Origin of the sequence: Acetobacterium sp. (assembly GCF_041752335.1) — a bacterium.
Taxonomy (GTDB): Bacteria; Bacillota; Clostridia; order Eubacteriales; family Eubacteriaceae; genus Acetobacterium.
The window spans coordinates 19,906-32,286 of record NZ_JBGSHG010000122.1 but is presented as its reverse complement, the minus strand read 5'-3'; the positions used below and the strand labels follow the sequence as shown (position 1 = coordinate 32,286).

Here is a 12,381-nt window from a genome sequence, read left to right as displayed (position 1 = left end):
CCATCGACAACCTGATTAAAGGCGCCGCTGGCCAGGCAGTTCAGAATATGAATATCTGTTTTGGTCTGGCTGAAAAAACCGGCATCGATTTTATTGCCGATTTCCCAATCTAAACAAAAATTCGGATAAGTTATTATAATATGAGGAGTAAAGACATGAAAGTAATAAAGACAGGCGGAGTAACAACACCCACGGGTTTTAAAACCGGGGGGATCAATTGCGGCATCAAAAAGAGCGGGAAAAATGACCTGGCGATGATTGTTTCGGAAGTACCGGGGGCAACCAGTATTATGACAACAACGAATGTTGTCAAGGCAGCACCGATTCTCTGGTGTAACAAAGTCATGGCCAATCGCTATAAGCAGGCGGTAGTAGTCAATAGCGGCAACGCCAATGCCTGTACCGGGCAAAAGGGCGAAGCAGCGGTGGCCGCCACAGCCAGCAAGGCCGCCGCGGTTTTGGGTTTGCAGCCCGAGGATGTGCTGATCGCTTCAACCGGAGTGATCGGGGTGATCTTGCCAGTGGAAAAAATCCTATCTGGCATTGAGGCGTTGGGGCCAAAATTGGGAAACACTGAGGAAGACGGCGATATTGCTGCGAATACGATTCTCACCACCGATACGATTCAAAAGACCATCGCTGTCGAAGTGGAAATCGGTGGGAAGTCAGTGAAGATCGGCGGCATGGCCAAGGGCTCGGGGATGATTCATCCCAATATGGCCACGATGCTGTCCTTTGTGACCACCGATGCAAAAATTGAACCAACCCTGCTTGATAAACTGTTAAAAGAAACCACGGTGGATACCTACAATATGATCTCTGTGGATGGTGATACCAGTACTAACGATATGGTCACCGTGATTGCCAACGGTTTGGCCGGCAATCAGCCTTTGCAGGAAAATACCCCGGATTATGAGGTCTTTAAAGAAGCTTTTATCTATGTTCATAAAACCCTGGCAAAAAAAATCATTCGCGACGGTGAAGGCGCTTCCAAGTTTGTGGAAGTGGAAGTTCACGGCACCAAAACAAAGGATGATGCCCGCAAGCTGGCAAAATCGGTAATCACTTCCAGTCTGGTCAAAACAGCCTTATTTGGCGAAGATGCCAACTGGGGACGAGTGCTCTGTGCCTTGGGTTATTCCGGTGCCGACTTTGACCCATTAAAGGTTTCCCTGGTTTTTTCCAGTCAGGCCGGGATGATCACCCTTTTAAATGATGGGTCCCCGATTGCTTTTGATGAAGACGAAGCGAAGAAAGTCTTATCCGAAACCGACATTTATATTGCGGTTGAAATGGAAGATGGCGACGAAAAAGCTGTGGCCTGGGGTTGTGATCTGTCCTATGACTATGTTAAGATCAATGGCGATTACCGAAGTTAAAAAAGAAAAGAGTAATAAATGGAAAAATATATTGAAAAGGCCAAGATTCTGATTGAAGCCTTGCCCTATATCCAACAGTTTAAAAAGAAAACCATGGTCATTAAATATGGCGGCAGTTTTATGTATGATGAGGCCAGAAAACAGTCGGTTATGGATGACATTTCGCTGATGCGGCTGGTTGGCATCCGTCTGATTATTGTTCATGGTGGTGGCAAAGATATTTCCGGGATGCTAAGTGACTTAGAGATTCAAACCGAATTTGTCGAAGGTCTGCGGATCACCAACGAAAAGGTGGTAGAAATTGCCGAAATGGTCTTATCGGGAAAAATCAATAAAGAAATTGTGCAGCTGCTCCAGAATCGTGAAATGAATGCTGTCGGGCTTTCCGGCAAGGACGGCGGGATGATCAAGGTTAAAAAGAAATTTATCAATAATCTCGACATCGGCTTCGTCGGGGATATTATTCATGTCGATAACCGGCTCTTGAATACCCTGTTAAAAGACGACTATCTGCCGGTGATTGCGCCGATTGGCACTGATAAAACCGGCCAGAGCTATAATATTAATGCCGACCATGTGGCCTATGCCATAGCCAAAGCAATGAAGGCTGAAAAACTCATCTATCTGACCGATACCGATGGGGTCTACATGGATCCGGATAACCCGGATTCAATTATTCGGCGGTTATTTGCCGAAAATGTACCCACGCTGATTGAAGAAGGGATTATCTCCGGCGGGATGATTCCCAAGGTGGAAAACAGCGTCGACGCTCTGAACCAGGGGGTCAATTCAGTACATATTTTAGACGGCAAGGTGGAGCATTCCATGTTACTGGAACTGTTCACTGCCGCCGGGGTGGGAACGATGATTCGTCGTTCGATTATTTAGGAGGACAAAATGGATTTAATAACACGAGGAAACAATGTGATTATGGAAACCTATAAACGTTTTCCATTGGTATTTGATAAGGGTCAGGGCTGTGTGCTGACTGATCATGAGGGCAAAGAATATCTGGATTTTGTGGCCGGGATCGCTGTTGATGCGCTCGGTCATTCCCATCCGGGTCTGCTCGCAGCGATGCAGACGCAAATGGAAAAACTGGTGCATATTTCCAATCTTTACTGGTCTGAACCGGGAATTGAACTGGCCGAGATGCTGACCAAAGCCAGCGGACTGGACAAGGTTTTCTTTTGCAACAGTGGCGCGGAAGCCTGTGAAGCGGCCTTAAAACTGTGCCGGGTTTACGGCAAGCTCAAAAAAAATAAAGAGGCGGTAGAGATCATTGCCATGGAACAGTCTTTCCACGGACGAACCTATGCCGCGATTACCGCAACCGGTCAACCAAAATACCAGGAAAACCTGGAACCGCTGATGCCGGAAATCTCACATGTGCCTTATAATGATATCGATGCGCTGAAGGCTCAGATCAGCCCTAAAACCTGCGGCATTATTTTAGAACCAATTCAGGGCGAAGGGGGAATATACCCCGCCGATCTGGACTATTTAAAAGAAGTTCGAAAAATCTGTGATGAACAAAATATTGTGCTAATTTTTGACGAGGTGCAAACGGGGATTGGCCGTTCGGGAAAACTGTTTGCCTATCAGCAATACGGAGTTGTGCCGGATGTGGTGACCATGGCCAAAGGTTTAGGCGGCGGTGTCCCGATCGGGGGCATTATTGCCAAAGATCATGTGGCCGAAGTCTTTACCCCGGGAACCCATGCTTCCACCTTTGGTGGAAATCCATTTGTGACGGCCACTGCCAAATATGTCATTGAAACCCTGACTGCACCGGGATTTTTTGAATCAGTGGTTGAAAAAGGGGATTATCTGAAAAGCAAACTGGAAGCCTTGAAGAAAGACCATCCGGCCATTAAAGAGGTTCGCGGCATGGGACTGATTGTGGGGGCTCAGATTGATGCTGATCTGGGTGCCATCGTTGCCAAAGCGATGGAAAAAGGCTTACTCCTGATTACTGCCGGCAGCAATGCCATCCGTTTTGTACCACCCCTGGTGGTTTCCAAAGCAGAAATTGATCAGGCGGTTCAGATTTTCTCAGAGTGTCTTTAAAAATAAAACGGGGCGATTCGCCCTGTTTTATTTTTAATGTTTTTTCAATAAGATAGTAGCCTTTGTGCCTTTGTTCAATTTGCTGGTAATGACCAGTTTACCGCGATGAATGCTGACGATGCTGTCAATAATCGATAAGCCCAGGCCGGAACCGCCGGTTGATCGGGAACGATCACTGCTGATGCGGTAAAAGCGTTCTTTGATTTTTTCAAGTTCAGATGGGGGAATTCCACAGCCGGTATCGCTGACCGTAATTTTATTCATGGTTTTATTGTGAATCTGACAGCTCAGGGTGATGGTTCCACCAACCGGGGTGTATTTGCGGCTATTGTCCAGAAGACCCCGGATGGCCTGGATCAGGAGGCCTTCATTACCCCGGACAAAGGCGTGGTCACAGGATTTCATGATGTACTCATGGTCTGGATCAATCATTTGACACTGATAAAAAATTTTTTCCAATAGCATCGAAACATCGAGAATTATAAAATCTTGATCAAAATAATTGTTTTCAATTCGCGTAATCAACAGTAAATCTTCAACCATCTTATTCATACCCTGAATTTCATCGCGAATGGCCTCAATCGATTCATCCCGGAGCTGGGGGTCGTTTTTGCCCCAGTCCGATAAAATATCAATATAGCCCTGAATGACCGTCAGGGGAATTCGCAGCTCATGGGAGGCGTCAGAAACAAAGCGTTTCTGGTTATTAAAAGCCGACTCCAGTTTTCTAATCATCTGGTTTAGTGACATGATCAGTTGGTCCAGTTCATCCTTGTTGCCGGTTTCTTCGATCCGCACATTGAGGTTATTCTCGGTAATGTTCTTGGCTGTTTCCGAAATTTCAATCAGCGGTTTCAGGGTTTGCTTGGTGCCATAAATGCCAATCAAAATAATCGCAATCAATCCCAGAATACTGATGGCGATCATCAGCACAAACAAGGTGGTCATAAACACATAACTGTCATTGAGGTTTTTGATAATCTGGAGATAGATAATATCCCCATCCTCCAACACGTAGTAAGACCCCAGATAATAGTATTCGATCTGGTTGTAGCGCAGCGAGTTGACCGAGATCATCTGATCATTATCATCATTAAAGCTGAACTCGAAAAGACGGAAATTATATTTTTCCAGATTCTCGGCAACCAGCAGATCGGTCAGGATTTCCGAGGACTGATAAATATTGCCATGGTTATCTTTGAGTTGATAAGCAATCAGGGAATTATCCTTGACATAGGGGTACAGTTTGTCAGAGATAAATTCCAATCGCCCATCAGCTGGTAAACTGAGCAGGCTAGACATGTTTTCATCCAGAGTATTGATGACATAGTTATTAAACCTGATCATCGTCGATTTACTTTCAGTTAAAATCAGTTGCTGCGAAAAAAAGAACACCATTAAAAACGACAGGGTCAGCACCGCGGTGAGGGCCAAAATAAAAAAGAAAACGATGCGATGATATATTTTCAGTGGCTTTTTTCGACCAGGTATATTCAGCTTATCGAACCACATAGCCCCGCCCCCGAACCGTCTGGATCAGTTTTTCAGCAAAATCGCGATCGATCTTGTCCCGCAGATATTTAATATAAACATCGACAATATTATCCCCGCCGTCATAATCAAATCCCCAGACTTTGGTGAGTATCTGTTCCCGGGACTGCACCAGATCATGGTTGAGCACGAGATAATAAAACAGATCAAATTCAGTTCGGGATAAGGTAATCTCCTGGGACTGTCGTTTAACGCTGAAGGAGTCCAGATCGATTTCAATGTCTTTAAAAACCAGATGGGTGTTAAGCGACGCTTCCGGTGTATTTTTTCGGATATTGGCTTTGATCCGGGCCAGCAGCTCTTCAAAATTAAAGGGCTTGGTCACATAATCATCGGCGCCCAATTCAAAACCGGTTACCACATCACAAGTATCGTCCCTGGCGGTTAACAGGATGATCGGCAGATGATGATTTTGAGCTTTGATATATTTAAGAACATCGTAACCGGAGACCTCCGGCAGCATAATATCAAGTAAGATCAGATCAAAGGCAGGGTTCTGATGATAGGCTTCAATCCCTTCCCGACCGGTAAAAGCCTTAACCGTCGCAAAACCGGCGTGCTTAAGCTGCAGTTCAATGATTCGGGATATTTTCTTATCATCTTCAATAATGAGTATTTCTTTCATGGGAACCTCCATAACCAATCGATAAATAAAAAAGATAAAAGTGGTACCGAAAATTATTAAAGCAGATAAACAATTGGTCGGCACGGTAGTTTTCGATTATCTTAAAATAATATCATATTTTCCTTGTTTTATATAGCTTTAAGATTTCAGCTCTATAATTAGGTGTTGCTTATAATCAAAATTCAAAATATGGAAGGAGTCGCTTTATGCGTATACTATTTGTAGAAGACGAAAAGAAAATAACCGATGCACTCCAGGAATTATGTAAAATACAGAACATCGATTGTGACATTGCAAATGATGGGGAGGAAGGTCTGTTATTTGCACTGAATCCCATTTATGATGTCATTGTTTTAGATATTATGCTGCCGATCAAAAGCGGGATTGAAATTCTGCAACAGATCAGAGATCAGGGGATTAACACCCCGGTACTGATGCTGACGGCCAAGGGTACCATTGACGATAAGGTGAAAGGACTGGATTTAGGCGCCGATGACTATCTGATCAAACCATTTTCAGCCAAAGAACTATTTGCCCGAATTCGCGCCCTGGGACGTCGTCCTGACCACGGGATTAAAGGTGAAACGATAGTCTTTGAAGATGTGAGCTTCAATACCAAAAAGAACATCCTGCAAACCGAAAACAAGGAATTCAAGCTGTCGGTCAAGGAAGCGAAAATTTTGGAAATGCTGTTAAAACGGCCCAATCAGGTTTTCACCCGAGAGCAGATTTTGGACCGGGTATGGGGATTTGATAAAGAAGTCAATGAGAATAATATAGAAATATATGTTCATAATCTACGTAAAAAAATTGTTGATACCCAGGTTAAAATTGATACCATTCGAGGGGTAGGATATACGCTTGGGAAGAAATAGGTTGGAGAGTTAGAGTTCATGTTTAAAGAAATTAAACGAAAGATAACCTTGTTCAACACCCTGATCCTGGTAATTTTCATGTTTATGTTTATCTTTCTCTTGGGGTTTTTAGTGAACTGGAGTCTCAGTCTTTCTGGTGAGATGTATTTGACGACGGTGGCCAAGGAAATCATTTCAAACAACGGGCAAACGATCTCTCAACCGATTAATTCTGGGGACTCTGTTCATGATAAATTTGGTTATCAATTTATTATGTGGGACAGCAGCCGGGTTGTGAAATCGATGAAGGTGGAAGACCGCAATTTGATTATGCTGGGTTACGAGCTGGCCATTAAGAAAAATGAAAACCCGCAGTTTAATCTGCTGGTCTCGGAAAATGTCGAGTATCGGGTATATACGCTGCCGTATTCCAATAATTCCAACGACTATGTGCTCCAGGTCTTTCAGCAAATTTCCACGGAACGGTCGATTATTGCTTATGTCATTTCATTTTTGTTTTTAATTGGTTTAGGTTCCATTGCGGTACTGATTCCGATCTCTTATTTTTTGGCCGGTAAATCGCTGCAGCCCATTAAGGATACCTTTGAAGACCAGAAGAAATTTATCGCCAATGCTTCCCATGAACTGCGAACTCCGCTGACAGTTATCCAAACCAATGTTGAGGTGTTGAAACTCAAAGAAGATGACCAGATCAAGGATAATATGAAGTGGCTGAACAACATTGCCAGCGAAGGGGAAACCATGGCAAAACTCATTTCTGAATTATTACTGCTGGCTCAGGCCGAAAATCAGCGGTTGGCCATTGACAAGGAAGTTTTTGATTTATCTTCCATGTGTCAGCAAATGGTCGATCTGATGATCGAACTGGCCAATGAAAAAGAAATTGAGTTAAGTGAGAATATTTCACCAGGGATCCAATACCGGGGGGATGAAGAGCGGCTCAAACAGGCGGTGAGAATTTTAGTCGACAATGCCATTAAATATACACCGATGGGCGGAAAGGTGCAATTATGTCTGATCCAGGGAAAACGTCATCTGGTTATCGAGGTTAAAGATACTGGGATCGGGCTCACCGAAGAAGATAAGGCAAAAGTTTTCAGTCGCTTTTATCGGGTCGACGATGCCAGAAACCGGGAAACTGGCGGTGTCGGTCTCGGCTTGAATATTGCTGACTACATCGTTAAAAAACATAATGGCAAAATAAAAATTGACTCCATTCCCAACAAGGGGAGCACTTTTTCAATTGTTTTGCCTAAAAGTAATCAAAAGCCGGATTCAAAGAAGAATAATATTAAAGGGGATACCCTTCAATAAATGATTAATAAACGTACCCGTAACAAAAGTTCAATTTCTTTGTTGGTGTTGAGATCGTCCCGGATTTCCAGGAGGATCTTAAAAAAGAAAGAAATTGGGCTTTTTTTCGATCTCGATTATAATAAAGTCAACTATAATAAAATCATCAAATAACTTATAATGAAAAGGAATAAACATGAATATTTTACTATATCAACCAGAAATTCCCCAAAATACCGGAAACATTGCCAGAACTTGTGCATTGACGGAGACGAATCTTCATTTGATTAAACCACTGGGTTTTTCATTGGACGAAAAACACTTAAAACGAGCTGGCCTGGATTATTGGGAGCTCGTTAATGTGAGTGTCTACGACTCATTTGATCAGTTTCTGGAAAAGAACCCCGAGGCGAAACTGTATATTCTAACAACCAAAGCCACTAAGTTTTATCATCAGATTGACTATGATCAAAATGCGTTTTTGATGTTTGGAAAAGAAACCGCCGGAATCCCCCCGGAAATTCATGAGGCTCATCCCGATAACCGGTTTCGCATCCCGATGAGAAATCATGAAAAGGCTCGTTCCCTGAACCTTTCAAATGCTGTTAACATTGTCTTATATGAAGCGTTGCGACAACACGAATTTCAGGGACTAATTTAGTATGAAATTTCATGAAAATTTCATGAAAATAGCTGAAAATTACATTACTTTACCATGACAGTGTGTTATAATTAATTCAATTGAAATTAGGATGGTACCCAATGGATCAAGCAGGAAATAAAGAAAAGTTTTGGAAATCAAAATTTTGGAAGAAATACTCAAGCTATTTGTTCTTTGTTTTTCTAATCAGCGCAACAGCGATTGTGATCTTAACACAAGTTGATCCGGAGACCTTTTTAAGAACAATTAAGCAGGCCAATGGTTATTTTCTCCTCCTTGGGATTGGCTTTGTTTTTGGATACTGGATATTAGAAGCCCTGATGCTGCTAAAGCTGATGCGGCGTGATAACCCCAGAGAGACCTTTCATTTTGCCTGGACCGTGACCATGATCGGACAGTACTATAATTTAATCACCCCCAGTGCTACCGGGGGGCAGCCTCTTCAGCTCTATGAAATGTCCAAAAAAAACTATAGCTTTGGTTCGGGTACGGCAGTGCTGGTTCAAAAATATGCACTATATCAAGTGACGGTTACATTTATGGCCATCATCGCTACAATACTCAGTACTACGACATTGCACCAGAGCCTGGATGCGGCTAAATGGCTGATAGCCATTGGTTTAATTGTGAACATTGCCGGGGTTGTGCTGATATTTATTTTGGCCTTTAACGCCAACGCGGCAAAAGGAATTATGATGGCTTGCGTGGGGCTTTTATTAAAGCTTCGCATTCTAAAAAATGCCGAGAAATATGTTGAAAAGATCAATCACTTTATCAAAGAATATAAAATCGCCATTGATGCCTTAAAAAACAATAAAATGCAGACCTTAAAATTGTTTGCCCTTTCCATTTTACAGATTCTGATATTTTATGCAGTCAATTACTGTGTGTATCGTTCATTGGGCTTGAATGAGACCAATGCTGTCACCATCATTTCGCTTCAGGCTATTCTTTATGTAGCGGTGGCTTTTGTACCTACGCCGGGAGCCGCCGGAGGCGCAGAAGCAGGGTTTTTGCTTTTGTTTGGACCGATTTATGGACCCGGCAATACAGCGGTGGCGATGATAATCTGGCGTCTGATCACCTATTATTTCATTATTTTGTTTGGTGGAATATATCTTTCCATACACTCCGTCAGAGTTGGAAAAGATAAAGCCAAACAGATTGAAGAAGAGTGTGATGATCAAGTTGATAGCTTATAGAAAAACATTAAGAATAAGGAGAGTCCAGTGAAAAGAATTGGAATTCAGCAGATTATCGATCATGTTGCAGAAATGTGTATTGAAGCCAATACATTTTTATCAGCTGATATGATGGGAGGGCTGCGTCGAGCAAGAAAAACAGAGGAATCTGAAAATGGCAAAGAGATTCTCGAAACCATGCTCTGTAATTTTGAAGTAGCTAAAAATAAAAACATCCCCATTTGTCAGGATACTGGCATGGTTGTGATGTTTGTGTCTTTTGGGCAGGATCTGATCATCGCCGGAGGAAGCCTTGAAGAGGCCCTCCAGGCTGGGGTTGCCAAAGGCTATGAGGAAGGTTATCTGCGAAAATCTGTTGTTGCCGACCCTTTTATCCGAACGAATACCGGGAATAATACTCCAGCAGTGATTCATTATCAGGTTGTTCCCGGTGATGGATTAAAAATAAAAATCTTACCCAAGGGCTTTGGCAGCGAAAACACCAGCGCGCTGAAAATGCTCAAACCTTCAGATGGCATGGCCGGCGTTAAAGATTTTGTCCTCCAGACGGTGGAAACCGGCAGTCCCAATGCCTGCGCACCAATTGTGGTCGGGGTCGGGGTCGGTGGTACGATGGAAAAAGCGGCCATCATGGCAAAGGAAGCCCTCAGCCGGCCGTTGGGGAAACATAATCCGCTGGGACATATTGAAGCTCTGGAAGATTACCTTTTAGAAGCCAGCAATGCCCTGGGCATCGGGCCGATGGGTCTTGGCGGAATCAACACCGTGCTGGGCGTCAATGTGGAAGTCTTTCCGACCCATATCGCCGGGTTGCCGGTGGCGGTTAATATATCCTGTTATGTGAATCGACATGTGGAAAGGGAATTATAGAATGGCTGTTGTTGATATTAAAACACCTTTGAGTAAAAAGGAACGCAAGAAATTAAGAGTTGGTGATCATGTGCGGATTTCCGGGCTCATTTATACAGCTAGGGATGCGGCGCACAAGCGGATGATGGAAACACTGGAAAAGGGACAAGTTTTACCCATGGATTTCACCGATCAAATCATTTATTATGTCGGTCCCTGTCCGGCGAAACCCGGCGAAATTATTGGCTCAGCCGGACCAACCACCAGCGGCCGGATGGATATCTATACCCCGGAGCTTCTGGACCGCGGACTTGCTGGTATGATTGGCAAGGGCAATCGCAGTGAGCGGGTTATCAATAGCATGATGAGCAATGACGCCGTTTATTTTGCCTGTGTCGGTGGAGCTGGAGCGCTATTACAGGACTGTATCAAATCAGTTGAAATAATCGCCTATGAAGATCTCGAAACCGAAGCGATCCGAAAAATTAAAGTTGAAGATTTTCCGGCGATTGTCGTCATTGACACCCTGGGGAACAATTTATATGAAACTGAAAGAAAAAAATTTGCAAATAAACTATGGATTTAGTGGGAGGAAAAATGAAAAAAGCGGAAATGGTTATTGAAACGTCGTTGCGAGAGGGTGGTACCGACCCGATCTTCAGAATTGCTGGAGAAGCAGCAAACCGTACCAAAGAATTAGGCCCAGAAGCCGTCATTAATTCAACCATCGGAGCACTGATGGATGACAATGGCGAATTGGTGACATTCAAATCTGTCTATGATACCTTAAAAGGGCTGCCGAATAATCTGATTGCCGATTATTCAGGGCTGGCCGGTCAGCCGGATTTTTTAGAAAAGATTACTGAAGCTTGTTTTAAAGACTGTAAACCAGAAGGTCATATCCAGGCAGTGGCAACCCCAGGGGGAACTGGTGCGGTACGCCACTCTTTTTGTAATTATACCCAGCTGGGCGATACTATTTTACTGACTGATTGGTATTGGGCAGCTTATGCTACCATTGCTGATGAAAATCACAGAAAGGTGACTACCTTTCCCTTGTATAATGAAAAGGGCGGATTTAATTTAGCAGGCTGGGAAAAAAGTATCCTGGAACTGCTGGAAAAACAGCAGCGGGTTTTAACCGTTCTCAATACCCCAGCGCATAACCCCACCGGCTATACCATTTCGCTAGAAGAATGGGAAGCGATTAAGACCTTTGTAACCGAAACCGCCAAGGCTCAGCCCGAGTCAAAAATTATTCTGTTGGTGGATCTGGCCTACATCGATTTTGCCGGAGAAGGGGATGAAGCCCGTCAGTTTATGAAAATACTGACCGGAATGCCCAATAATGTGCTGACCCTCTATGCATTCAGCTGTTCAAAGGGTTATACCATGTACGGACTGAGAAACGGTGCCATTCTTTGTGTGGCACCCACTGAAGAAATCGCCAGTGAATTTGCTAATGCCTGCACCTATTCCAACCGCGGCAACTGGTCAAACGGTACCCGGGGAGCCATGGAAACCATCACTAAAATTTTTAGTAATGATGAATTGTATAACCAGGCCATGGCCGAACAGAGTTTCTATAAAAACATCTTACGACGCCGTGCCGCCGCCTTTGTGGAGGAAGCCCAAAAAATAGGCCTGGAAATGGTTACCTATTGCGATGGGTTCTTCATCAGTATCCCTTGTGATCAGCCAAAAGAAGTCAGCAGTCATTTAATGGAAAAAAACACATTTGTGGTTGCGTTGGGAAAAGGTCTTCGTTTTGCTCCCTGCGCTGTGTCAGAAGAAAAATGCCGGCGTTCACCCCAGCTAATCCTGGATGCGATCAAAGAGGTGGAAGGCTGTTAATAATTGGCCGTGCTATTGTTTA

The 12,381-nt window shown here is 43.7% G+C and carries 12 protein-coding genes and 1 pseudogene; 11 read left to right on the top strand and 2 right to left on the bottom strand.

Annotated features, from left to right (window positions below; genetic code table 11):
• From argC to ACEW8F_RS14915, 4 genes and pseudogenes are all read left to right on the top strand, one after another.
• A pseudogene (gene argC, locus ACEW8F_RS14930) lies at nucleotides 1–113 on the top strand (N-acetyl-gamma-glutamyl-phosphate reductase); the annotation flags it as partial.
• 42 nt (nucleotides 114–155) lie between these two features.
• The gene (gene argJ / locus ACEW8F_RS14925; protein ID WP_373484260.1) at nucleotides 156–1,379 is read left to right on the top strand and encodes a bifunctional glutamate N-acetyltransferase/amino-acid acetyltransferase ArgJ; all 1,224 of its coding nucleotides are present in this window, start codon (nucleotides 156–158) and stop codon (nucleotides 1,377–1,379) included.
• Nucleotides 1,380–1,397: 18 nt separating this feature from the next.
• Nucleotides 1,398–2,267: an acetylglutamate kinase gene (argB, locus tag ACEW8F_RS14920; RefSeq protein WP_373484259.1), complete on the top strand. Its 870-nt coding sequence runs from the start codon at nucleotides 1,398–1,400 to the stop codon at nucleotides 2,265–2,267.
• A 9-nt stretch (nucleotides 2,268–2,276) separates the two neighbouring features.
• A complete protein-coding gene (locus tag ACEW8F_RS14915; RefSeq protein ID WP_373484258.1) occupies nucleotides 2,277–3,449 on the top strand; it encodes an acetylornithine transaminase in 1,173 nt (390 codons plus the stop codon).
• Between the two features lie 33 nt (nucleotides 3,450–3,482).
• Here the strand turns inward: ACEW8F_RS14915 and ACEW8F_RS14910 are convergent, their stop codons facing one another.
• Nucleotides 3,483–4,961, bottom strand: a complete 1,479-nt coding sequence (locus ACEW8F_RS14910) for a sensor histidine kinase (protein ID WP_373484257.1) — start codon at nucleotides 4,959–4,961, stop codon at nucleotides 3,483–3,485.
• On the bottom strand, nucleotides 4,948–5,625 hold the full coding sequence (locus ACEW8F_RS14905) for a response regulator transcription factor (RefSeq protein ID WP_373484256.1): 678 nt from the start codon (nucleotides 5,623–5,625) through the stop codon (nucleotides 4,948–4,950). The genes ACEW8F_RS14910 and ACEW8F_RS14905 overlap by 14 nt, the downstream gene beginning before the upstream one ends.
• Nucleotides 5,626–5,831: 206 nt before the next feature.
• Between ACEW8F_RS14905 and ACEW8F_RS14900 the strand changes: the two genes are divergently transcribed.
• The 7 genes from ACEW8F_RS14900 to ACEW8F_RS14870 all read left to right on the top strand — a co-directional run bounded on the left by ACEW8F_RS14900 (nucleotide 5,832) and on the right by ACEW8F_RS14870 (nucleotide 12,359).
• Nucleotides 5,832–6,500: a response regulator transcription factor gene (locus tag ACEW8F_RS14900; protein ID WP_026394376.1), complete on the top strand. Its 669-nt coding sequence runs from the start codon at nucleotides 5,832–5,834 to the stop codon at nucleotides 6,498–6,500.
• Between the two features lie 18 nt (nucleotides 6,501–6,518).
• The gene (locus ACEW8F_RS14895; protein WP_373484255.1) at nucleotides 6,519–7,814 is read left to right on the top strand and encodes a sensor histidine kinase; all 1,296 of its coding nucleotides are present in this window, start codon (nucleotides 6,519–6,521) and stop codon (nucleotides 7,812–7,814) included.
• A 175-nt stretch (nucleotides 7,815–7,989) separates the two neighbouring features.
• Entirely contained in the window at nucleotides 7,990–8,454 is a 465-nt protein-coding gene (gene trmL / locus ACEW8F_RS14890) for a tRNA (uridine(34)/cytosine(34)/5-carboxymethylaminomethyluridine(34)-2'-O)-methyltransferase TrmL (protein WP_373484254.1), read from the top strand.
• Nucleotides 8,455–8,555: 101 nt separating this feature from the next.
• Nucleotides 8,556–9,656: a YbhN family protein gene (locus ACEW8F_RS14885; protein WP_373484253.1), complete on the top strand. Its 1,101-nt coding sequence runs from the start codon at nucleotides 8,556–8,558 to the stop codon at nucleotides 9,654–9,656.
• A gap of 27 nt (nucleotides 9,657–9,683) precedes the next feature.
• Nucleotides 9,684–10,526 carry a fumarate hydratase gene (locus ACEW8F_RS14880; protein WP_373484252.1) on the top strand — a complete coding sequence of 281 codons (843 nt, stop codon included), beginning with the start codon at nucleotides 9,684–9,686 and terminating at the stop codon, nucleotides 10,524–10,526.
• Between the two features lies 1 nt (nucleotide 10,527).
• Complete coding sequence (locus tag ACEW8F_RS14875; RefSeq protein WP_373484251.1) at nucleotides 10,528–11,091, top strand: Fe-S-containing hydro-lyase; 564 nt, start codon at nucleotides 10,528–10,530, stop codon at nucleotides 11,089–11,091.
• An 11-nt stretch (nucleotides 11,092–11,102) separates the two neighbouring features.
• Nucleotides 11,103–12,359: a pyridoxal phosphate-dependent aminotransferase gene (locus ACEW8F_RS14870; protein ID WP_373484250.1), complete on the top strand. Its 1,257-nt coding sequence runs from the start codon at nucleotides 11,103–11,105 to the stop codon at nucleotides 12,357–12,359.
• Nucleotides 12,360–12,381 lie beyond the last annotated feature (22 nt).

Bases quoted from the DNA above. Each gene is read 5' to 3' on its own strand.
- ACEW8F_RS14900 (WP_026394376.1), top strand. From the start codon at position 5,832: ATGCGTATACTATTTGTAGAAGACGAAAAGAAAATAACCGATGCACTC.
- ACEW8F_RS14870 (WP_373484250.1), top strand. From the start codon at position 11,103: ATGAAAAAAGCGGAAATGGTTATTGAAACGTCGTTGCGAGAGGGTGGT.
- ACEW8F_RS14910 (WP_373484257.1), bottom strand. From the start codon at position 4,961: ATGTGGTTCGATAAGCTGAATATACCTGGTCGAAAAAAGCCACTGAAA.
- argJ (WP_373484260.1), top strand. From the start codon at position 156: ATGAAAGTAATAAAGACAGGCGGAGTAACAACACCCACGGGTTTTAAA.
- ACEW8F_RS14905 (WP_373484256.1), bottom strand. From the start codon at position 5,625: ATGAAAGAAATACTCATTATTGAAGATGATAAGAAAATATCCCGAATC.
- ACEW8F_RS14875 (WP_373484251.1), top strand. From the start codon at position 10,528: ATGGCTGTTGTTGATATTAAAACACCTTTGAGTAAAAAGGAACGCAAG.
- ACEW8F_RS14915 (WP_373484258.1), top strand. From the start codon at position 2,277: ATGGATTTAATAACACGAGGAAACAATGTGATTATGGAAACCTATAAA.
- argB (WP_373484259.1), top strand. From the start codon at position 1,398: ATGGAAAAATATATTGAAAAGGCCAAGATTCTGATTGAAGCCTTGCCC.
- ACEW8F_RS14895 (WP_373484255.1), top strand. From the start codon at position 6,519: ATGTTTAAAGAAATTAAACGAAAGATAACCTTGTTCAACACCCTGATC.
- trmL (WP_373484254.1), top strand. From the start codon at position 7,990: ATGAATATTTTACTATATCAACCAGAAATTCCCCAAAATACCGGAAAC.
- ACEW8F_RS14885 (WP_373484253.1), top strand. From the start codon at position 8,556: ATGGATCAAGCAGGAAATAAAGAAAAGTTTTGGAAATCAAAATTTTGG.